22 protein-coding genes are annotated in these 21,856 nt (G+C 49.2%); 5 read left to right on the top strand and 17 right to left on the bottom strand.

Annotated elements, in window-relative coordinates; all coding sequences use genetic code 11:
- The 4 genes from B2U90_RS11760 to B2U90_RS11745 form a co-directional block, all read right to left on the bottom strand.
- On the bottom strand, positions 1-803 hold an 803-nt coding region (locus B2U90_RS11760; protein ID WP_292017863.1), incomplete at its 3' end, for an alpha/beta hydrolase.
- Positions 804-1,008: 205 nt separating this feature from the next.
- Positions 1,009-1,452: a carboxymuconolactone decarboxylase family protein gene (locus B2U90_RS11755; protein ID WP_292017862.1), complete on the bottom strand. Its 444-nt coding sequence runs from the start codon at positions 1,450-1,452 to the stop codon at positions 1,009-1,011.
- Positions 1,436-1,855, bottom strand: coding sequence for a cupin domain-containing protein (locus B2U90_RS11750; protein WP_292017861.1), 420 nt, complete (start codon positions 1,853-1,855; stop codon positions 1,436-1,438). The genes B2U90_RS11755 and B2U90_RS11750 overlap by 17 nt, the downstream gene beginning before the upstream one ends.
- Complete coding sequence (locus B2U90_RS11745; protein ID WP_292017860.1) at positions 1,852-2,064, bottom strand: hypothetical protein; 213 nt, start codon at positions 2,062-2,064, stop codon at positions 1,852-1,854. Before B2U90_RS11745 ends, B2U90_RS11750 begins: the two co-directional genes overlap by 4 nt.
- Positions 2,065-2,222: 158 nt before the next feature.
- Here B2U90_RS11745 and B2U90_RS11740 point away from each other — a divergent pair, with 158 nt between their 5' ends.
- Together B2U90_RS11740 and B2U90_RS11735 are read left to right on the top strand one after the other, a co-directional pair.
- Entirely contained in the window at positions 2,223-3,128 is a 906-nt protein-coding gene (locus B2U90_RS11740; protein WP_292017859.1) for a LysR family transcriptional regulator, read from the top strand.
- Positions 3,129-3,178: 50 nt separating this feature from the next.
- Positions 3,179-4,081, top strand: coding sequence for a fumarylacetoacetate hydrolase family protein (locus B2U90_RS11735; protein ID WP_059077251.1), 903 nt, complete (start codon positions 3,179-3,181; stop codon positions 4,079-4,081).
- Positions 4,082-4,255: 174 nt separating this feature from the next.
- Here B2U90_RS11735 and B2U90_RS11730 read toward each other — a convergent pair whose 3' ends face one another.
- Together B2U90_RS11730 and B2U90_RS11725 are read right to left on the bottom strand one after the other, a co-directional pair.
- The gene (locus B2U90_RS11730; protein WP_292017858.1) at positions 4,256-7,120 is read right to left on the bottom strand and encodes a YadA-like family protein; all 2,865 of its coding nucleotides are present in this window, start codon (positions 7,118-7,120) and stop codon (positions 4,256-4,258) included.
- Positions 7,121-7,346: 226 nt separating this feature from the next.
- Complete coding sequence (locus tag B2U90_RS11725; protein WP_292017857.1) at positions 7,347-8,543, bottom strand: trans-sulfuration enzyme family protein; 1,197 nt, start codon at positions 8,541-8,543, stop codon at positions 7,347-7,349.
- Between the two features lie 197 nt (positions 8,544-8,740).
- Between B2U90_RS11725 and B2U90_RS11720 the strand changes: the two genes are divergently transcribed.
- Positions 8,741-9,661: a LysR family transcriptional regulator gene (locus tag B2U90_RS11720; RefSeq protein WP_292017856.1), complete on the top strand. Its 921-nt coding sequence runs from the start codon at positions 8,741-8,743 to the stop codon at positions 9,659-9,661.
- Positions 9,662-9,669: 8 nt separating this feature from the next.
- Here the strand turns inward: B2U90_RS11720 and B2U90_RS11715 are convergent, their stop codons facing one another.
- Together B2U90_RS11715 and B2U90_RS11710 are read right to left on the bottom strand one after the other, a co-directional pair.
- A complete protein-coding gene (locus B2U90_RS11715) occupies positions 9,670-9,864 on the bottom strand; it encodes a hypothetical protein (protein WP_083237138.1) in 195 nt (64 codons plus the stop codon).
- A 137-nt stretch (positions 9,865-10,001) separates the two neighbouring features.
- Positions 10,002-10,559 (bottom strand): flavin reductase family protein, encoded by a 558-nt coding sequence (locus B2U90_RS11710; RefSeq protein ID WP_075582259.1) that lies wholly within the window; start codon positions 10,557-10,559, stop codon positions 10,002-10,004.
- Between the two features lie 223 nt (positions 10,560-10,782).
- On the opposite strand from B2U90_RS11710, the gene B2U90_RS11705 reads away from it, so the two are divergent.
- Positions 10,783-12,153 (top strand): amino acid permease, encoded by a 1,371-nt coding sequence (locus tag B2U90_RS11705; RefSeq protein ID WP_292017855.1) that lies wholly within the window; start codon positions 10,783-10,785, stop codon positions 12,151-12,153.
- Here B2U90_RS11705 and B2U90_RS11700 read toward each other — a convergent pair.
- On the bottom strand, positions 12,083-12,805 hold the full coding sequence (locus tag B2U90_RS11700) for an alpha/beta hydrolase-fold protein (protein ID WP_292017854.1): 723 nt from the start codon (positions 12,803-12,805) through the stop codon (positions 12,083-12,085). The two genes, B2U90_RS11705 and B2U90_RS11700, sit on opposite strands and share 71 nt — an antisense overlap.
- A gap of 154 nt (positions 12,806-12,959) precedes the next feature.
- Here B2U90_RS11700 and B2U90_RS11695 point away from each other — a divergent pair, with 154 nt between their 5' ends.
- Positions 12,960-14,039 (top strand): haloacid dehalogenase-like hydrolase, encoded by a 1,080-nt coding sequence (locus B2U90_RS11695; protein WP_257536522.1) that lies wholly within the window; start codon positions 12,960-12,962, stop codon positions 14,037-14,039.
- An 83-nt stretch (positions 14,040-14,122) separates the two neighbouring features.
- Here the strand turns inward: B2U90_RS11695 and B2U90_RS11690 are convergent, their stop codons facing one another.
- From B2U90_RS11690 to B2U90_RS11655, 8 genes are all read right to left on the bottom strand, one after another.
- On the bottom strand, positions 14,123-14,599 hold the full coding sequence (locus B2U90_RS11690; protein WP_292017853.1) for a nuclear transport factor 2 family protein: 477 nt from the start codon (positions 14,597-14,599) through the stop codon (positions 14,123-14,125).
- A 12-nt stretch (positions 14,600-14,611) separates the two neighbouring features.
- Positions 14,612-15,049 (bottom strand): Rrf2 family transcriptional regulator, encoded by a 438-nt coding sequence (locus B2U90_RS11685; protein WP_292017852.1) that lies wholly within the window; start codon positions 15,047-15,049, stop codon positions 14,612-14,614.
- Between the two features lie 205 nt (positions 15,050-15,254).
- Entirely contained in the window at positions 15,255-15,536 is a 282-nt protein-coding gene (locus B2U90_RS11680; protein WP_059077245.1) for a thioredoxin domain-containing protein, read from the bottom strand.
- Positions 15,537-15,736: 200 nt separating this feature from the next.
- The gene (gene brnQ / locus B2U90_RS11675; protein WP_292017851.1) at positions 15,737-17,077 is read right to left on the bottom strand and encodes a branched-chain amino acid transport system II carrier protein; all 1,341 of its coding nucleotides are present in this window, start codon (positions 17,075-17,077) and stop codon (positions 15,737-15,739) included.
- Between the two features lie 267 nt (positions 17,078-17,344).
- Entirely contained in the window at positions 17,345-18,424 is a 1,080-nt protein-coding gene (cobD, locus tag B2U90_RS11670; protein ID WP_150824482.1) for a threonine-phosphate decarboxylase CobD, read from the bottom strand.
- A gap of 4 nt (positions 18,425-18,428) precedes the next feature.
- Positions 18,429-19,286, bottom strand: coding sequence for a GHMP kinase (locus B2U90_RS11665; protein WP_292017850.1), 858 nt, complete (start codon positions 19,284-19,286; stop codon positions 18,429-18,431).
- On the bottom strand, positions 19,280-20,221 hold the full coding sequence (cbiB, locus tag B2U90_RS11660; protein WP_349678597.1) for an adenosylcobinamide-phosphate synthase CbiB: 942 nt from the start codon (positions 20,219-20,221) through the stop codon (positions 19,280-19,282). The genes B2U90_RS11665 and cbiB overlap by 7 nt, the downstream gene beginning before the upstream one ends.
- Positions 20,222-20,229: 8 nt before the next feature.
- Positions 20,230-21,759 (bottom strand): cobyric acid synthase, encoded by a 1,530-nt coding sequence (locus B2U90_RS11655; protein WP_292017848.1) that lies wholly within the window; start codon positions 21,757-21,759, stop codon positions 20,230-20,232.
- Positions 21,760-21,856: the final 97 nt, after the last annotated feature.

Raw genomic sequence — 21,856 nt, 5'->3', positions numbered from 1 at the left:
TTCCAGCCGCCGTTGGAGTTGAGCGAACGGGGATGGTAGCCGCGCGTCGTCTTATAGTAGTTGTAGTAATCCTTGACGAACCGCGGTGCATCAGCCGGAAGGTTGTCGGGCACACCGCCGGCCCGTTTATAATAGCCATTCTTATAGTCGATGGTCCGCTGGTCACTGATGGCTTTGCGCGTCGCCATCCGTTCTTTCTGAAGCGTATCGGCATCCTTTTCATAATCGAAGTAGCCGTTCGCCGTAACGCGGCTCATATCGTACATAGTCGATGCGACCGTCGCTTTGATGCGCGTATCGTTAGCGGCCGCATTGAGGGCAAAGCCGCCGAAACCGCAGATGCCGATAAGCCCGACGCGGTCGGGATCAACATTGTCCTGCGTCGAAAGGAAGTCAACAGCCGCCGAGAAATCTTCTGTGCTGATGTCCGACGAGGCCACGTAGCGAGGAGTGCCACCGCTTTCCCCGGTAAAGGACGGGTCAAAGGCCAAGGTCACGAAGCCCTTTTCGGCCATGGTCTGGGCATATAAGCCCGATGCCTGTTCCTTGACGCCGCCAAAAGGACCGGCTACGGCCAGGGCCGGCAGCTTGCCTTTGACGCCTTTCGGCGTGTACATATCAGCCGCCAGGGTAATGCCGTAGCGGTTGACGAAGGTCACTTTCTGATGATCGACTTTGTCGCTCTTTTTGAAAGTCTTGTCCCATTCCTGAGTCAATTTCAGGTTTTCCTTGACAATCTTATTCGGTCCTTCGTGCCGTGCATTGACGGTCTTATACGTCGTCTGTGCTGTTTCTTGTGCCATCGCTGTCACACCCCCTACTGCCATCAACCCTGTCAAAGCTAACGTAAGCATGAATTTAGATTTTAATTTCATAGCAGCCTCCATTATATACAATAAAAAAAGTTTCAATTTCTTTGCTTTCGTTTATATATAGTATAGACGAGGCAGCAAACGATATCAAATGCCTATGGTCTTAATGCATCCATGCTTTTTGACTATGTTTTTTCTACTCTCCATACACGTCCTTGGCATAGCCAAAGGCAGCCCAGGCTTTGGGCCAGCCGCTGTAAAAAGCCAGCTGCGTAATGATTTCTGCCATTTCTTCTTTCGTGACGCCGTTCTTCTTGGCCGTCTGGATATGATACTTCAAAGAACTGTCCGTAATCCCCTGAGCGATCAGGGCCGAAACGGTGACGATGCTGCGGTCGTGCAGGGAAAGGACATCGTTCTTGCTCCACACTTCGCCAAAGAGGATATCATCGTTATAACGGGCAAAATCAGGGGCAAAGTTCCCCAGCTGCTGCCGCCCTGCGGTCTGGACAATTTTAACGGCTTTTTTCGGCTGATTATCAGTTGTATTCATGGCAAATGCATCTCCTGTTCCCAAAAATCCTATCCCGGCCAGGGCGATGAGCCCGGCTGCTAACAACGGCTTACGGAAGAGCTTCATAATCGGCCTCCGCTACGGCTTCACACCATTCCGTACTCGTATCGGTCCCGTCGACTTCGATGGCCAGATGCTGGAAGGCACTGTCCTTGGCAGCACCGTGCCAATGCTTGACATTGGCCGGGATGTGGACGACGTCGCCGGCATGGAGTTCCTGTGCCGGTTTCCCCCATTCCTGATACCAGCCGCGGCCGGCTGTGACCAGGAGCATCTGGCCGCCGCCTTGACTGGCATGGTGGATGTGCCAGTGATTGCGGCAGCCCGGTTCAAAAGTGACATTGCCGACAATGACCTGTTTCAGTGACAACATGTTCAAATAACTGATACCATCAAAATACTGGGCATAATCGACATTTTCCCCGCCGATGGCAAAGGGGCTTGTGTTCTTAATTTCTTCAATAGTCATTTTCCTTCGTCTCCTCGTTTTTGTAATACATATAATATATAGTCCAAACGGTCCAGCTGAATCTGCTTATCGTGAATCGAATCGAGCAGATACCGTCGATGCCTCTGCAGAAATTGTAACTGCTGCTTTCCGGTCAGGGTCCGGTACTTCTCAATGAAATCGCAGGAACAGCCTGTGTCAGCAAGGCATTCCCACATATCTGAAGCCATATCTGTGCCTCCTTTTTTGCTATTTTCTACACTTTTATCTTAGCAGTCAGCGATTGAAATGTAAAAAGCTTATATTTTATATCCGGAAATACGTAAAAAGCATTGCCAAATGGACAGACCTGCCGTATACTAAACGAAAAAGAAAGGAGTGTGTTGCCATGGAATTGCGGACATTACACTATTTTCTGGCCGTCGCCAGAGAAGGAAACATGACCGGAGCCGCCAATATGCTGCACATCACCCAGCCGACACTATCACGACAGATGGCCGACCTGGAAAAGGAGCTAGGTAAACAGCTCTTCATCCGGACCAACCGCAATACCCACCTGACAGAGGAAGGAATCCATCTCCGGCAGCGGGCCGAAGAAATCCTGTCCCTCGTTCGCCAGACTGAAGCCGAAATCAACAATGATCAGCTGGAACTGACTGGCTGTATCCGCATCGGTGCCGGGGAGACTCCGGTCATTCATTTCCTGACTGATACCTTTGCCAGGCTGCATAGTCAGCATCCCGGTGTCACGTGCGAACTCTTTACGGGAAATGCCGATACGGTGGAAGAACGACTGGTCCATGGTCTCATCGACTTTGCCCTGTTCATCGAGCCGTTCAATCCGGAAAAATACGAATACCTCCGTTTGCCTGAAACCAATACGGTCGGAATCATTACCCGCAGCGACAACCCCTGGGCAAAACTCCCGGCCATTACACCGGACATCCTGAAGGATATCCCCCTGCTCACGTCTTCACGGACAGCAACGGCTGCCTTTGATGTCCGTACCTGGTCCGGAGGACAGGTGACAACGGAGGACCTGCAGATTGTCGGACGCTTCGATCTCATCGCCAATGCAGCCCAGCTTATCCGGACAGGTATTACCAGCGCATTTGGCATCAATGAACTCTTCCAGCTCCAGACGCCGGACCTGGCTTTTGTCCCCCTGAAGCCGGCCGTCTCCTGTTCCTGTCTCGTAGTCTGGAAAAAATACCAGCTTCTCACCAAACCATGCGAAGTCTTTTTACGACTGCTAAAGGAAAGCTGTCCACATACGGATACAGAGAATACATGACGCAATGAATTATGATATAATAAAACAAATATGACAAGGAGAAGATAGCTATGATGATAAAAAAACTGATTACCTTTGAAGACCTGGGATTCGTTCAGTGGGGCGTGCTGGATACCGAAGAAACAGGAGTATACAGCGCTATTGCCTTAGAAGAGGCGTTCTTTACCCCTCTTCCGGAAACATTGGCAGAATTTATCCAGCAGGGAAATGAAGGCCTGCTGGCCCTGGCCGATGCCCTCGAACAGAACGAAAAGACCCAGGCCGTGAAAGCCAAACCGCTGGCCACGGTACACATTCTGGCCCCGTTGCCGCAGCTTACGAAAAATATCTTCTGCGTCGGTGAAAACTATGCCGAACACATCGAAGAATTTCATAAGAAAAAACTCGATTCCCTGCCAAAATATCCCCAGTTTTTCACCAAAGCCCCGACCTGCGTCATCGGGCCGGAAGATACCATCGATTCTCATCCGCAGGTAACGAAAGAATTGGACTATGAAGGAGAACTGGCCGTCATCATCGGCACCAGCGGCAAGGATATCCCCGTCAGCGAAGCCATGAATCACGTCTATGGATTTACCATCATGAATGATGTAACCGCCCGTGACCTGCAGCGCAATCACGGCCAGTGGTTCCACGGTAAAAGCCTCGATACCTTTGCCCCCATGGGCCCCTGCATCCTGCTGCGCGATGCCGCTCCTGATACGTTTACTATCGTGACCAAAGTCAATGACGAAGTCCGCCAGGATGCCTCGACAGAAGAATTCATCTTCCCCATTCCGTCGCTCATATCTACCCTATCCCAGGGCACGACACTCCAGCCCGGTGATATCATTTCGACGGGTACACCATCAGGTGTCGGCGCCGGCTTCAAACCGCCCCGCTACATTCATTCGGGAGACACTGTAGAAATTTCCATCTCTTCCATCGGTACATTGAAAAACACGGTAAAATAAAGGATTGTTTCCAGTATAGAAAAAACAGTTTGCCATGCTATACTCTTCTGAATTACATATGAGAACTCAGATTATAAAGGCCACCACTAAAAAAGCCAGCCATAACGCAATTATGTTGCGTTATGGCTGGTTTCTTTTTGTCTGTTCTATTTTCGTTATGCAGACACGTACTACTTATCCATTCAGACGGGACAGGATTTCCTGAATCTGTTTCTTCATTTCCTGGTTTTCTTTTTCCAGGGCATCGATTCGTTTATCCTTGGCTGCATCGTTCGCTTTAATAGCCGAGATTTCTTCAGCCTGATCATGGATTGTCTGTGCCATTTCAGCCTTGCTGACGCCGTTGTATGCGGAGCCTTTGCCAATCTTGAAGGAGACACCGGCATTGAAGCCCGGGTCGCCGTTGCCAAGAGAAATGCCCATGTTGACCATGGTATTGGCATTCGGCTGATAGAAGGCACCGACAGCGGCTGCATTGGCGTTATGGTAATGGCCGTAACCGACGGCGAAGCTGGCTTTATCAGCCGGGTCGAAATCGAGCGGATGGAGGGCCGCCAAAGCATTGCTGCCGGCTGCCGCTCTGTTGATGTTCGTATCCAGACGGCTATAGGCATTGTTCATATCACGGTAAATCTGCTGTGTATTGGCACTGGTAATACCGTTGACATAGCCGACATTTGCCGCACTGGTCAGATCTTTGCCATCTGTCATGACTCCTGTGATGACGCGGCCTGTAGTATTGCCATCCTTATCCTTTCCGCTGACATCAATCTTCGTAGCCGTGCTGTTGCCACCAATCTGGATGGTGTCACCCTTGGCGTTCGTGTGTATGAGGTCACTCGTCGTCTTGAGCCCCGAATCCAGAGCAGACAGGTTCTGGACGACAGTCTGGCTGCCCTTGATGTAAGAGCCATCCTTGTCCACATGGACTTCCTTATAGAGCGTGTCGCCGGAAATCAGACCGGTATCGCCAGAAGCGACCTTGCCCGTGCCTTCGACATTGACGGCATACGTCGTCGGAGTCGTATCCGTGCCATCGACCTTAGTGACCGTCGTATTCTTGCCATCGACAACTTTGACAGCATCCTTGGCAATATTATGGATAGCTGTCTTGCTAGCATCCGTGAAGTCACCATTCTTAATCTTGGTAATTTCATTGGTGTTGTTCGTCACCTTTTCAGTAATGTCCTTGTCAGCCGCTTCACGAGCTTTCTGTTCGTTGTAGAGCTGCTTGCCATTGACGGCATCCGAGCTTTTTTCACTCAGAGCACCATCCTTGACGTTGGTGATTGTCGTGCCGCCTTCACCGCCCAGCGTGACTTTTGTCTTATTGGAATCTTTGTCATACTGGACAGCATTATCGCTGAGGTTTTTCACGCTGTTCGTGATATTCTGGATGGACTTAGTGTTATTCGCGATATTATCGGCATTGGTCTTGACCTGTGCATCGAGCGTGCTCAGGTTCTTAGAAATACTGTCATCCTTCTTGATGTAGTTTCCATCGTCATCCAATTTGCCAATCTTGCTATCGAGAGCCGACAGATTTGCACCCGTAGTCTGATTTGTCTTCACATAGTTGCCATCTTCCTTAGGACGGACTTCATTATAGACGGTATCACCCGTTACCAGCTGGCCATTATTGGCTTCAATTTTACCAGTACCGATAGCCTTGCCCCAGGCATTTTCATTTGTAGTCTTTTCATCATCAGATGCCGGAGTCTTGCCATCTTCACCTTTCAGGTTAGCCCCAATGTTGGATGCATCGATATTGGCTTTGTTATTCAGACCATTATCACCACTGATCAATTCTGTCTTGGCATCATTGACCATGTTCTGAACATCGCCGATGTTGGCGGCATTGCCTTTGTTCTGATCTGTAACGGTATATTTGCCATTTGCATCTGTTTCAATGCCACTGCCTACCTTGGTGATCTTGCCACCGTTGACATCAACATTGCCATCGGTGCCAAGGGTAATCTTAGCACCGGTGGTCTTGCCGCCTTCGGTCTTCTGGTTGCTGATGGATGTGATGCCCGTCAGGTCTTTTGCCAGCTGAACCTTCAGCTGACCCTTATCCGTGCTGTTGACACCGATGTTGCCTTCCGTCAAGTTCTTGCTGTCTGCACCGCCGATGATATCGAGAGTGTTGTTCAGCTTCTTGGCAATAACAGGACTATTATCGCCCTTGAATTTCAGGCCGTCTTCCATGGTAGCTACCTGATGTTCACCAGCACCATCTTTGTAGACGATACGGGTCAGGCTCGTTCCATCCACACCGTTCTTGCCATTGATTCCATCTTTGCCATCTTGTCCAGCTTTGTCATAACCATTTTTGACAGTAATATCGATAGCATTGGTGCCATCCTTGCCGTTCGTCCCGGCAGGGCCTGTCAGGCCGATATGGCCGACACCATCTTTACCAGAAATGGAGACAGCATCTTTGCCATCCTTGCCGGAGATACCGACTTTGCCGTCGATACCATCTTTACCGGCTTCACCTTTCGGGCCGGTAATGGTGACACCATCTTTGCCCGGTGTACCATCTTTACCATCCAGACCGCGGACGGTGATACCGTCGGAGCCGTTCAGGCCGATATGGCCATCCTTGCTGTCGATGCCAATCTTACCGTCTTCACCGTCTTTGCCCGGCTTGCCGATACTGATGTCCTTAGCCAGCTTCAGATCATACGTAACCTTGCCATTTTCATCCGTGGATTCATGGAGCAGGATGTTCTTGCCAGCATAGACGTCTTCTTTCGTCTTTTCATCTTTTGTACCAGCTGACGTACCACCTTCTACGGTCAGAGCCGTATGGGAAGCACTGGCATTTTCAGCTTTTGTATTGATGTCATTATAGACCTTCTGCAAATCACCAAGGTTAGCTGCATTCTTCAGATCATCGCCGGTTGCTGTAGCAATCGTAGCATCTTTACCTTTTTCATCTTTGGCACCATCGAGAGCACTCTTTACATTGGTGATAGTCGTGCCACCTTCACCGCCCAGCGTGATTTTTGACTTGTTGGAATCATCATACTTCACGGCATTCTAATCAAGTATTATACCATAAAGTGTTATTTTGTTACAGTTTTATCGATTATTTTTTATTTAATATTATTTTTTTATTTATATTATTTATATTTATTATTCATGATTCTTCCAGATAGACATCATGGTATTATAAGAAACGTACAAAAAACGCATAGAATATAAAAACGCCTCAGAAAGCCATGTCACTTTCTGAGGCGTTTTCTTTACCTTACATATATCAGATTTTGCTGAGCGCCTGATCCATGTCAGCAATGATGTCGTCAGCGTGTTCTATACCGATGGAGAACCGGATCATGCTGGCCGAGATGCCACATTTTTTCAGTTCTTCCGGCGGATAAGCCCGATGACTGGTCTTGACCGGATAGGACAGGGTCGTCGAGAAGCTGGCCAGGCTCGGTACAAATTTGATGTACTGGCAGGCAGCAATAAAATCTTCTGCTCCTTTAGCACCGCCGGCAATGTCGGCACTGACCATACCGCCGCACATGCCATCGGTAAACTGGGAGACAGCCCGGTCATGATAGGGAGAACTTTCAAGACCTGCATAATATACTTTTTCCACCTTGGGATGCTGCTCCAGGAATTGCGCCACTTTCAGTGCATTTTCACTATGCTGGCGGACACGCAGCTCCAGAGTGCGCATACTGCGCGTCAGGAGGAACGAGTCAAATGGGCTCAGGAGGTCACCGTACAACGTAGCATATTTCTGGATATTGGCAATATCCGCCGCACCGACACAGACGGCACCGCCTGTGAAATCACTATGACCGCCCAGGTACTTGGTGGCACTGTAGACGACGATATCGGCACCCAGTTCCAGCGGCCGGCAGACGACCGGTGTAGCAAAGGTATTATCTACGACGAGTTTGCATCCGTGCGCATGAGCAGCAGCTGCCGCTTTGCGGATATCCGTAACTTCCATGAGCGGGTTGGCTATCGTTTCCGTATAGATGAGCTTCGTATTCGGCTTGATATGTGCTTCGATATCTTCCGTATCAAAATCGACAAAATCAACGGTTACACCCCACCGTGGCAGTTCATTGGCAAAATAATCATAGACACCGCCATACAGAACCGGCGACGATACGATATGATCGCCACTTTTCACATTGCTCATGATAGTCGTAATGATGGCAGCCATACCGGCACTGAAAACGATAGCCCCATCGGATCCTTCGGCAGCCCGCAGCACATCCTGAGCCGCATCAAGGCCCGGATTTGCCATGCGGCTGTACACATAACCGGATTTTTTACCTTCATAGACACTGTCCAGCGTAGGCACATCGTCAAAACTAAAGACACTGCTCATGTAAATAGGAATGACTTTGGGAACCGATACCGATTCCGCTATTTCCTTGGCCAGTTCATGTTCCCCCGCCCGGCACAACTTGGTTGTAAGATGACTTGTACTCATGACTATTCCCCCTCATCAGGCACTATATAGATAAAACCGATGTGACAGTACCACATATTTTTAAGTATCTATTCAGTCTGTCCATCATACATTCATTGACCTGCCTATGCGGTTATAGTATCATAAAATGAGTTACCTTACTAATAAAAATTATTTCATCAGTAATAGGTATTATCTATTATGCAATGAGGTGCACTATGCGTCTACAACAGTTATTATACGTAAAAGAAATCGCCCGCTGCCGTTCTATGAATCAGGCAGCCGTCCGTCTGTACATATCCCAGCCCAGTCTGTCCGAAGCCATACGGGACCTGGAAAAGGAATTTGGCATTACGCTCTTTGACCGATCCCGCCGTGGGGTGAGCCTGACGGCAGAAGGCATCGAATTTTTACAGCTGGCCGATAAAGTCCTTGCCGATGCCGACGAACTACGCAACCATTATCTCATAAAAAACGATGTGACACGGCTCCACCTGCAGATATCCTGCCAACATTATGCTTTTGTCATCGATGCCTTCATCCATTTTCTCCGTACTTTTCAACAGGAACGCTACACCATTTCCCTGAAAGAAACGGAAACCATTACGGCACTGGAAGACGTATACTTAAAAAAAAGTGCCTTCAGTATCGTTGCTATCACTGAAGAAAATAGCCACTACATCCATCAGGTACTGGACAAATGGGGCCTGTCGTTCCACGTATTATGCCCTGTCATCCCTCACGTATTCATGAATATCCATCATCCCCTGGCCCAGCACCAGACGGTGACACTGGACGATATACGGCCTTATCCACTGATTCAGTATGCCCAATCCGCAGCCACGAGATACGCCGACGAAGAACTGGTCACATTGAAAGATCATGACAAAATCATCTATTCATACGACCGGGGGACGACCAACAACCTTCTGGCCAGTACGGACTGCCTGAACATCGGCACGGGCTGCCTCATCCCGGCAGTCATGCCATCGGCCATCACCGCCATTCCCTTGTCAGGTCTCACCGTACAGGCTCAGATTGGTTATGTACAGCTCCATGCACAGCCATCCAACGAAATCATCAATGCTCTCATACAGGGCATCCAGCAATCACTAAAGACTTACAATCCGGGCAGATAATGCTGATATCATTCCTCCAGCAACTTTTCTAATTTCATCTGACAGGCCTTCAGGTCTTCCCTTTGCCGTTTCACGATTTCCGTATGCGTCGTTTCATTTTGTTTCATACGATGAAGCAGCATTTCCGACTGGGAAGTGAAAGCCAGCATCTGTTCCTGAATTTGCCGCCGTTTTTCCTTTAGCTTAGCTATCCCTTTTTCCACTCGCTTGTAATAATTATACCAGCAAAGAGGCCCTTTGGGGCCTCTTTTGCTTAAAAAAATGGGCTCAGATAACTGAGTCCATTTTTTTAGATGAGGCTATTATGTTACAGCCCCCTTTTTGATGTTGTCTGAAGGCCTTATCTTTTTATTTTCAATCCATCATGAAAGGCCTGGCCTACGACGGGGCCAATCAGGCGATAGGTCATGGTGGAAATGTCAAAGATGATGGGCTGCAGTTTGTCGTAATCGATTTTGCCGTCAGTCAGAACCGATTCATCAGCCTGCTGGGCTACGATTCTGCCTACGAGAATGCCTGTGTTGTCATCATAGCTGGTGCATTCACATTCAAGTGTGACCGGAAATTCTTCGATAATCGGGGCATTGACATGAAGGCTCTTGTGGACGTGGCAGCCTGCTTTTTCTATCTTATTCACCTTGTTGCCCGTTTCTACGCCAAAGTAATCGGCAATGTCCACCGTATCTTTCGTTGCGAAGGCCACCGTAAAGGCCTTGGTGTGCTTGATGTTGTCCGTCGTCTTGTGCTTTGCCAGAAAGAGCGTGATTTCACCGTAATCCGACTGGGAACCCCAGGCCGCATTCATGGCATTGGGTACACCCTTTTCATCATATGTCCCGATGATGAATACCCCTTCCGGCGCGATGCACGCCTTCTTCCCTTCAAATTCTACACTCATCAGATATACCTCCTTATCAGTTATTCTTTACTTAGTATACACTATCTGACCACCTGACGGGAAGACAGGCCTCTGCCCGTACAAAATCTGCTCGATTGACAAACCACATTTTTGTTCTATACTAATAACCAGAATGTCATCGTCAAACGACCACATGAAGGGGTACACCACCTTGGGTGTAATCTTTCGTGCGGTCGTTTTTTTTAGTCAGGAGGTCATATATATGAAAAAAGGATCTCAAATGCAGCGCGGCCTGAAGAATCGTCATCTTCAGATGATTGCTCTTGGCGGCGCTATTGGCACCGGTTTATTTTATGGGTCGGCATCGACGATTTCCCTGGGCGGCCCATCCATCATCGCAGCCTATCTCATCTGTGGCATCGTCATTTTCCTCATCATGCGCATGTTAGGCGAAATGGCTGTAGAAGAGCCCGTATCCGGTTCCTTCAGTTACTATGCCAACAAGTATTGGGGCTCTTTTCCGGGTTTTATGCTGGGCTGGAACTATTGGTTTTCTTACGTCATCATCAGCATGGCTGAATTGACAGCTGTCGGCATTTATGTCCATTACTGGCTCCCGGACCTGCCCCAGTGGATCACAGCTCTTGTCTGCCTCATCGCCATTACCTGCCTCAACCTGGTCAATGTCCGCGCTTACGGTGAAACGGAGTTCTGGATGTCCTTCATCAAGGTAGCCGCTATCATAGGCATGATTTTTCTCGGGGCCTGGCTTATTGCTCAGGACAGCCGGCCATTTCCGCAGGATTTCAGTAATCTTTGGGCCTATGGAGGCATTTTGCCAAACGGAATCTGGGGGTTCTGTCTGGCTATGGTAACGGTCATCTTTTCTTTTGGAGGCGTCGAATTAATCGGTATCACCGCAGGAGAAGCAGAAAATCCCGAACGCTCCCTGCCCAAGGCAATCAATCAGATTATCTGGCGCATTCTCATCTTCTACATCGGTACGATGGTCGTCATCATGAGCCTCTGGCCGTGGAATCAGATTGGCACGCAGAACAGCCCTTTCGTCCAGATTTTCACCAATGTGGGCTTTCCGTCTGCGGCGAATCTCCTCAATTTCGTTGTCCTGGCGGCGGCCATTTCCGTCTATAACTCGGCAATTTACGGCAATTCCCGCATCGCCTATGGACTGGCAGAAGAAGGTCATGCCCCGCAATGGTTCAGGAAGCTGTCGGCCCGGGGTGTACCAGTCCACACGCTCTGCCTGTGCTCGGGCCTTACCTTGTTCGTCGTCGCCGTAACCTATTTCTTCCCGGGAAAAATTTTCATGTACTTCCTGTCCCTTACAGTCGGCGCTACTATCATCAACTGGGTCACCATCATCGTGACGCACTTGAAATTCAAGGCCTACCGCCAGAAAATGGGCAGGACGACGAAATTTCCGTCTCTCTGGTACCCGGCAGCAGACTATTTCTGCCTTGCCTTCCTCTGCTTCATCGTACTCATGATGACCCAGATGCCGGACATGCTCACAGCCGTCCTCATCATGCCCGTCTGGCTGGCTATCCTCTGGTGCTGCTGGCGCCGTCTGTCTCCTTCGCCAATGCCGACATACACCAGGCAAAAGCCTTAGCACAACGCTGACCCGTATGCTGGAAATGATTTCCTTTGTTCCATTCTAACGTGGTCTGGATATGGGGCATCGTTTCCAGATGCGCATACTGCTGACGGATACAGCCTCCTACCGTCGCCATGATGGGATTTCGCGTCCGTTCTTCTCTATCACCCAGACTCAGATATACGGCTTTCGTCATTGGCTGCTGCTGCCTGGCATAGTCCAACCAGCCAGGGAACCAGACGGAGGGGGAAGCGGCAGCAACAGCTGAAAAGATATCGGTCTGCCAGCCACTCCACAAAGAAAAGAGAGCTGCCAGAGAATAGCCGCCTAATATGACAGGCACTTCGTCAGACAAGTGAAATTGTGTTCGGACAGCTGGCAGAAGTTCATTTTCTACAAAATACAGAGTTCCCGCCGCGCCGTGCCCGAAGTCATCCGGTCCAAAAACAGCCGGACTATCCCAGGGAGATAATTCCCCGTTCCAGTCCACCACAGGAAATGCCACAAATACGAAGGGCAATTGAGAGGCTTCGGCAATAGCTGTAACCTGCTCATCCAGCACTTCCTGGTCGTGGTCATCGACAGGCTGGACCAGCATATATGCCGGCTTGCCTGTCGAATACAAGAGACAGTCTCTACCGTCAATAGAATATATCGTCTTGTCCAAGAAATTCACCTTCCTTATCGTGTTCATGCTATTTCAAGTCATGGTATGAAAACGTAAACAAAATGGGACAGTACTTATTTTATCTGTCCTGGTTGTTTGTCATGATTTCTCGTGTTATAATAAGCACAAATCCTATAATCATGAGGTGATCATTGTGAAGAGGAAACACTTTGCATCCATTTTAGCCATCACAGCTATGCTGACCAGTTTCACCATGACGGGAACGATTGAAGGGGCCAGCCGGGCTGAGCTGGCAGCCATCCACGTCAATAAAGCAGGAAACTTCCAGTACTGGAACCGCGATTCCGCCGCTAAGGAAAAACTGGTATCGTATGTAAAGGATGTAACCAATCCGAAGAGTCCCCATTTCATCCCCGTAGAACACCGCCTGGCCGTCTTTGACATGGACGGGACCCTGTTAGGTGAACGGACGCCGTCCTACACAGATGGTGTATTTTATGCTGACCGGGTCCTTCACGATCCGAACTGTCAGGTATCGGCAGAAGATAAAAAATTTGCCCAGGACTATTGGGATGCCATTTCCCAGCGCAAGCCCGTTCCACCGGAAATCGACAATAATTTGTACAATAAACTATATGCCGGACTAGCCGGAATGACGCCGCAGTCCCTGGACACCTATGCGCAGGGATTCATGAAAAAGCCGGTCATCGGCCTGACCAACCTGACCTATGGCGAAGCCTTTTATATGCCTATGGTAGAAGTCATCTCCTATTTGCAGTCCAATGACTTTACGTGTTACATCGTCTCTGCTTCGGACCGTCCCCTCGTCCGCGCACTGACCCGCGATGTCATCCATATCCGTCCTAATCAGATCATCGGTTCGGATCCACAGATTGTCGCTAGTCATCAGGGAAATACAGACGGCGGTTCCTACCAGATGACATACGAAGATACCATTCAGTACGGTACGCTGGACCGGGTAAATGAAAAGATGAATAAAGTATCCTCCATCGTCCGGGAAATCGGAATCCAGCCGGTTCTGGCCTTTGGCAACAGCAGCGGCGATTATTCTATGTTCCGCTATACCTTAAAGGATAATCCCTATAAAGCAGAAGTCTTCAATGTTCTCTGCGACGATACGCAACGTGAATACGGTCGTCCTGAACGGGCAGAACGGGATAAGAAGACATCCGACGAAAATGGCTGGAATACCATTTCCATGAAAAATGATTGGAAAACTATCTACGGGGATAATGTAAAGAAAACAAATTAAAAAACTTCAAAATAAGGAAAACTGGCATAGAACATGCTCTACATGCTCCATGCCAGTTTTTTTCATGCTCCCGGCAGATTCAATCAGAACATAGTATTGTTATTTTCTGCTTTTTCCGGAATATCCTGGATAACGTCCCAGTGCTCTACGATTTTTCCATCTTTGACACGGAAAATATCGACTGCCGCCTGCCCCCGGTCCGAAGCATTCAGCGTAATATGGTTATGGATGAACACGAGGTCTCCATCAGCACCAATATGTTTGATGACTGCTTTACTTTCGGGAAATTCCTTGAGGAATCCCTGAATACCATCTTCGAAAGCCTGGCGTCCATCAGCAAAACCCGGGCTATGCTGGATATAGTTTGGAGCTGTCATGCTGTCGATGACAGAGGTATTGTGCTTATTGAATACTTGATTCCAGAAATATTCGACCATCTGCTTGTTATTTTTGAACGCCGGCATCTTATCCGCAGCAAAAGCAGGACCGGCAGACATGGCCGTAACCAGGCTCAATCCCAACAGTACCGCCATCATTTTCTTCACCTTTTTCATCTTCATAAAGGTTCCTCCTCATTCATGTTTCTTCATTTCATCCTGCAACTCTAAAAACAACTCTTTTAAAGTGACGCCCTGCATCTGCTGCAACAATAGCTGCTTCCATGCATCAAGATGCCGGTCTAGTACTCCTTTGATTGACTTTCCGACAGGACAGTTCGTATTCGGATGTTCGTGCATATGGAACAGGTCTTCCGTGGAATCCTCTACGGCTTCAAAGATATCCCTCACCGTGATATCTCCAGGCGCTTTTTTAAGGCAGGCACCACCAGTCCCTCTGCGAATCTCGATAAACCCGGCTTTCTTCAGGAGCTGTAGCGTCTTGCGTATATTGACTGCATTCACACCGGTCGTATTGGCAAGGACTTCAGATGTTACTTTCTCTTCTTTTTCATATTCTTCCAGATACAGCAGGATATGGATGGCCACGGTCATACGGCTGGAAAATTTCAACAGGATCACCTTTTTTTCATTTGTTGTTGTCCGAACGGCTACATCTTATCATACTTTCGTTGTATTGTAAAGAGCAACAACGAAAGTATATGATACGTAATCCGCCTGCTCCCTGCTCCAATACCAAAAGACGTCAGGATGACGAAATCGTTGGACGATAAAAAGGCCCATCGGCATGCGATGAGCCCGTTTCTATTTCTATTTATCAATATTTCAATGCATAGTCCAGAACGCGCCGGACGTTGGCTTTTGTTTCTTCAAAGCTTTCTCCCGGCTGGGCTTCATATAATTTATGGAAGCCGTCGAACATGCTGGGATCGTAATAATACTGATGACCAGCCACCAGGTCCGGATGCTGGGTTTCTTCAATCCAATCTATTTCTACTTTCCCATATTCCGGGTTTTCTGCAATCAGATCTTTCAGTGCCTTTTTGGCATTAGCGCAATACGGGCAGCCTGTCAGATAAAAAGCGGTAATTTTTTTCATATCGTACACACTCCTCCAATGATATATTTGTAAGCAGGATTTCCGCCCTGCCTGCAGGGTAAACAAACGTTTTTCGTTGTGTTTTATAATACTACTATAGCATAGTTGATATGAATTTTCCACAAAAAAATAATTAGAAAAACCGGAGCCGTCTCACCATGACAGCTCCGGTTTTCTTACATTACATCCTATATGCGTTTTTACGCTTCTTCTGTTTCAGCTTTTTTGTCGGGAACGACTGCCTTGTAAATCAGACCGACGATGAATCCGGCTACGAGGAACGGAATCCAGTCCATACCGAGGGAATGGAGAGGCAATCCCTTGAAGATGGCATCAATCGGTCCCAGCGGAATCTTAGCTGTCTGCAGGCCCGTTACGAGAGCCGGTACAAAAGTGAAGATTGTCGAGCAGACCCATACACAGCGGCGACCGCCGAACAGGTTATGTGTAAAGGTAAGGATAATGTTGGCAACGACCAGAGGATATACGAACATCAGGACCGGGATAGCGGCGACGATGATGGTCTTCAGGCCGGCAGTTGCAACTGCAAAGGATGCAATGGTAAAAATGGTAACATAATTCTTATAGCTCGTCTTACCGATGAGCTGATGGAAGTACGCTGCACAAGACGTAATCAGACCGATTGAAGTGGAAAGACATGCCAGGAGTACGATGACTGCCAGCAGCAGAGCGCCGCCATAGCCGAAGAGAATCTGAGCACTCATAGAAAGAACAGGAGCGCCCGTTTCCTGCATGGAAATGGCCTGTACGGACTGGGCACCGAGATAGGCGACGAAGACGTAGACGAAAGCGAGCAGCGATACGGCCAGGCCGCCGGCTTTGAATACTTCATGGGTAATTTCTTCTTTCGTCGTAGCACCGTCTTCTTTGACGAATTCGATGACCAGGATGGCAAATACGAAGGCTGCGATGGCATCCAGCGTATTGTAACCATCGATAGCACCCTGTGCCAGTGCAGTAGTTGCCGTAGCATAAGCCGGCAGTGGCGGCTGGGGAACGCCCATAGGCGTAATCAGGGATTTTACAATCAGAGCCAGAATGGTGAGCAGCAGAGCCGGTGTCAGGACCTTGCCGATGCGGTCAACCAGTTTAGCTGGGTTGATGGAAAGCCACCAGGAAAATACAAAGAATAACACCAGGAATGCCCACATGATTGGCTGGGAACCGCCGCCATCGAGAAGCGGGCGGACGGCAATTTCATAGGAAACCGTCCCCGTTCTGGGAATAGCAAAGGCCGGACCAATAGCCAGATAGGAAATGACCGTGAAGAAAATAGCATATCTTTTATCTACACGATTCATCAATTCCTGCAGGTTGCTGCAGCCCGAATAACCCATAGCCAGTACACCCAAAAGCGGCAAGCCTACACCGGTAATAACAAAACCAGCAACAGCGTACCAGACGTTCGTACCTGCTGCCTGACCCATGGATGCAGGGAAAATAAGGTTACCGGCACCAAACCATAAGGCGAATAACATTAAGCCAATTGCAATCGTTCTATTGCCCTTTTTTCCTCCCATACGTCAAACCTCCTTACTTATAAGAACAGATAATATAGAATAATAACAACATACCAGAAGCTCTGCTTCATTTATTGTTTGTCTCATTCTACCATAAATTTTTAAAGTTATCTACCCTTATAAGTAGCAAATTTGCATATTTAACCTTATTTTAACTTTGCTTTAATCTTCATTTAATTTAAATGTGAAATTTTTCCTTTATAATGTCTGAAACGATATGTTAATATGATAATATTGCCAGATTTCTTATTGTTATTCTTAAAATAATTAACTTTTATTTTTTAAGCATGCTTTTATTGTCTCTACGACATACTCATTCTCTTCCCTGCTGCGGACAGCCAGGCGGATGTAGTAGGAATCCAGCCCCGGATAGTTGCTGCAGTCACGGATGAGGATGCCCTGCTCCTGCATGTGTCCGGCCAGTACCGTCGCTGTCAGGCCCGTCTGTCTGATATGGCATAAAATGAAATTGACCGACGGCTGACATATTGTCACTCCGGGAATGCAGGACAACATCCGGCTCATCCAGTCTCTTTCTTCTCTTACCAGTGTCCGTGATGCTTTTTGATATGCCGTTTCTGCAAGGGCTTCTATACCGGCAGTCTGAGCCAACGTATTGACGTGCCACACATCCGTCTGCTCCATTAATCCCTGTATAACTGCTTCGGGTGCGATGCCGAACCCCAGCCGCAGACCGGGCAGAGCATAAAATTTCGTCAGTGAATGGATGACAAAAACCTGACCGGACTGGCTGGCAAAGTCTGCCACAGTGAAATCCGGACCATCGTCGAGGAAATCAAGAAAAGATTCATCGACAATGACAAACTGCCCTCGTTGTACCGCCCGTTCGAGAAAGGAAATCAATTTCTGCCGTCTGATGAGATTTCCCGTAGGGTTATTGGGATTGCCGAGGACAATGCAATCAGCATCTTTGACCTGACTTGCTATAGCAGTCAGATCAGGCTGAAACGCTTTATCTGCTTCCAGATAAGCATATACAATCTCTGCCCCGGCAGACCGGGCAGCCCGTTCGTATTCACTGAAAGCCGGAACGGGAATACAGACGCGCCGGAAGTGGAAATGATGAAAATACAAGTATAGCAGTTCCGCTGCCCCATTTCCAGGAACGATAGTTTCCACAGGGAGATGATAAAACCGGGACAGAGCTTCTCGCAGGGCCGTGCAATCAGGATCCGGATAGTGAATGACATCGTCCAGATGAGACGATATGGCATTGCGGACGCCTTCAGCCAGACCCAAAGGGTTGATATTGGCACTGAAATCCAGTACAGGCCTGCCGCCTGCATGGCGGTATATATTTCCTCCGTGTTCAAAGGGACGGATCATACAGTCACTCTTCTTTCTCTATGTCCATAGTACCACTGATAAGGGGCACCACATCTAGTAAGGTATAATCAGGGAAGCGGGCTGTCAATTCGGTCATGCACTGCTTCACTTCAGAAACAGGCAGGAAGGAAGGAAATAATACGCCACACACTGTACCGCTGTGAGCCGCGTTAACGCCTAAAGCACCCATTTCCCGGCAAGCCTGTATCAGCTGGGGCAGGGCTGGTTTTGGCAATATATTCTGATGAGCCAGGGCACTCATCGTCGCCGCCTCTCCAATCTGCTCTTCCGTCGGCTCCTTGTCAAGAAGGGAGAGCGCAGCCACAGCCGGAGCTGTATGGTACGGCATGGTTTTATCCCACTGGTGGTGAAAGGTCTGCGTATCTACCGTGCCACCCGTATCCAGTATGGCAACGTTCATGGGCGGGACCGGTTCATACGACCGGATGATATTGCCACGACGGTATTGAATCAGCGAAAGTCCTCGGGCAAAAACGCCGTCTGTCGGATCTACACGAGCCGCCAGATGGCCTACGTCCTGCTCACTCAGTGTCCTGCCACAGGCACAGGCCACGGCCTGTATCACTGCTGCTACATCGGCACTGCTCGAGGCCATACCTTTTCCCCGAGGAATGGACGAAACAAGTTGCAGATGATAGGGAAAGGACGAACAGTGCAAATATGATAACGTAAGATTCACGGCTTGTGCTGCCTTTGGCGGGAGCCGTGAAAAGCCCGGTTCGTCAGATACAACAGCAGTGCTGAAAATCGGAACCGGACAGGTCAGAAGGAAGGGCGTCCCATGACAGACGCCCTGTACCAGTTCCCCACAGGATCCGGGAACACGGACGCGTATCACCATAGCCCCCTCCCTGCCCAGCACAAAATGGCAAGGGCTACTCCCATCACTGTTACGGTATACATGAGTTGCACTGCCCCGCGGATATGACGGGCTTTGAGCGGCTGTCGCGCATCTCCCATGTAGGCCCGGAAGGTCATCTTGCCGAAATAGGAATTATACCCGCCAAGACGGATGTCCAGCGCCCCTGCAACAGAAGCTTCGGCATAGCCGCCATTGGGACTGGGATGCTTTGCGGCATCGCGGCGCATCATGCGCCAGGCATTTCTATAATCCAGTCGCAGGAGGAAGGCTGCCATGACAAATAACAGGCCCGTAATCCGCGCCGGAATAAAATTGCATACATCATCCAACCGAGCTGCCACCCGGCCAAAATAGAGATATTTTTCATTCTTATACCCCAGCATGGAATCCATCGTATTGACGGTCCGGTAAAGCAGCGCCAGGGGCAGACCGCCAAGGGCATAGAAAAATAGCGGGGAAATAATTCCGTCCGTCGTATTTTCTGCCACCGTTTCTACCGTCGCCCGCACAATTTCTCCTTCATCGAGCTGGTCTGTATCGCGTCCTACGATCCAACTAACCTTTTCCCGGGCAGCACCGAGATGATGATGAGCGAGGAAGGTATAAATTTCCCCTGCCGCACTGGCCAGACTGCGTGGACAGATAGTAAAGCTCAGGAGCAGTGCTTCTACGCCTGTCGTGACATAGACGTTTCCCAAAATATCGAGTCCCCAGTACAGGATGTACAACACATTAAACACCACGAGGAGAACCAGAAGGACAACAACCATGCCGGCCGTCATCTGCATAAGCGGTCTGGCCTGTCTGGAATAAAAGAGATGGTCCAGCCAGCCGATGAGTTTTCCTATGAGGGCCACCGGGTGGAGACGCGTACGGGGATCACCAATCAGTGTATCGATTATAAATGCTGCCAAACATGTTATCATAAGCCACTATCTCTCATTATCCGTAATATTGCATCCATATCGAGATGCTGTGCCGTCACCGCCGCCAGACGGTCATAACTGCGTTCTTTTTCCGCCCGGTAATTGCGCTGTACCGGAAGAGGCGCAAGCCCTTTGTGACGGCGCAGGATATTAATCATATCCCGGCGGAACGGGTCATTGTCAAAGAGACCGTGAATATACGTACCAAAGACAAGACCATCTTCCCGGGCCGTCCCCACCGTAAGTGAGCAATCCCTGCCCGAACGCTGGCAGACGACAAACGGTTCGACAGCACCGGGCGCCACGTCAGTCTGACCCATGTGAATTTCGTATCCCCCAAGTCTTCCGGCCTGCAGTGTTTCTCCCATGAAAGAAAAGGGACGGCACAGGGCCTGTACCTGATAGGTCTGTTTCCAGTCGGCAAAAGTCGTCGTAACCGGCAGCAATCCCAGGCCGGCTATTTCCGGAAAATCTGATTCTGTATGATGCGGGTCATAAATAGACTGTCCCAACATCTGATATCCTCCGCAAATGCCAATGACGGGCGTCCCCCTTTTCACCTGCAAGGACAAACACCCGGCCAGTCCCGATGCCCGGAGCCAGCGCAAATCTTCGGTCGTATTCTTACTACCCGGCAGGATGATGACATCGGGATGTCCCAGCTCCTCTACTGTACGGACGTAGTACAGCGATGCATCTGGTTCTTCCGCCAGGCTGTCAAAATCAGTGAAATTAGAAATTTTCGGCGTCTGGATGACAGCTATCTGTACATCTCCTGTCTGAGGAACGCGCGGTTTGTCATCGAGAGAAACTGAGTCTTCTTCATCGATTCCCAATTTCTCTATATAGGGTATGACGCCCAGGACCGGTTTTCCCGTCTTTTGTTCCAGAAAATCCACGGCCGGCGTAAACAGGGATATATCTCCCCGGAATTTATTAATAATCAGCCCCTTGACCAAGTCCCGTTCCTCCGGTTCAAGCAGTTCCAGCGTACCTACCAGTGCTGCCAGAGATCCGCCACGGTCGATATCGGCTACGAGCAGGACCGGTGCCCGGAGATACTTTGCAACGCGCATATTGACGATATCATGGTCCCGGAGATTGACTTCGGCCGGGCTGCCCGCTCCTTCAATAACAATCGTGTCATACCGTTGTTTCAGCCGCTCCAGAGCCTCCGTAACAGCAGAAAAGGCACGGAGTGAATACCCTTTATGATAGTCCCGGGCAGACATATTCCCAATTGGCAGACCATCGATGATGACCTGGGAACAGCTATTTCCCGTCGGTTTCAACAGGACTGGATTCATATCGACCGAGGGTTCCAGTCCGGCAGCTTCTGCCTGGGCTACCTGGGCCCGCCCCATTTCCAGTCCCTGACGGGTCACGTATGAATTGAGTGCCATATTCTGTGCCTTAAAGGGGACGACCTGCCGTCCCATGCGGTAAAAAATACGGCATAACGCCGTCGTCAGGATACTTTTGCCTACGTGGGAACTCGTCCCCTGGAGCATAATATATTGTGTCAAATCGATTCACCACCTCTAAAGTGTAAGACATACACCATTATTATAAAGAAAACCTGCCGGAGATACAACCTCAGGCAGGTTTTGATTTGTTTATACT

Source organism: Megasphaera sp. UBA4233, from assembly GCF_002395615.1.
Taxonomy (GTDB): domain Bacteria; phylum Bacillota; class Negativicutes; order Veillonellales; family Megasphaeraceae; genus Megasphaera; species Megasphaera hexanoica.
This window is presented reverse-complemented; position numbering and strand designations above follow the sequence as displayed.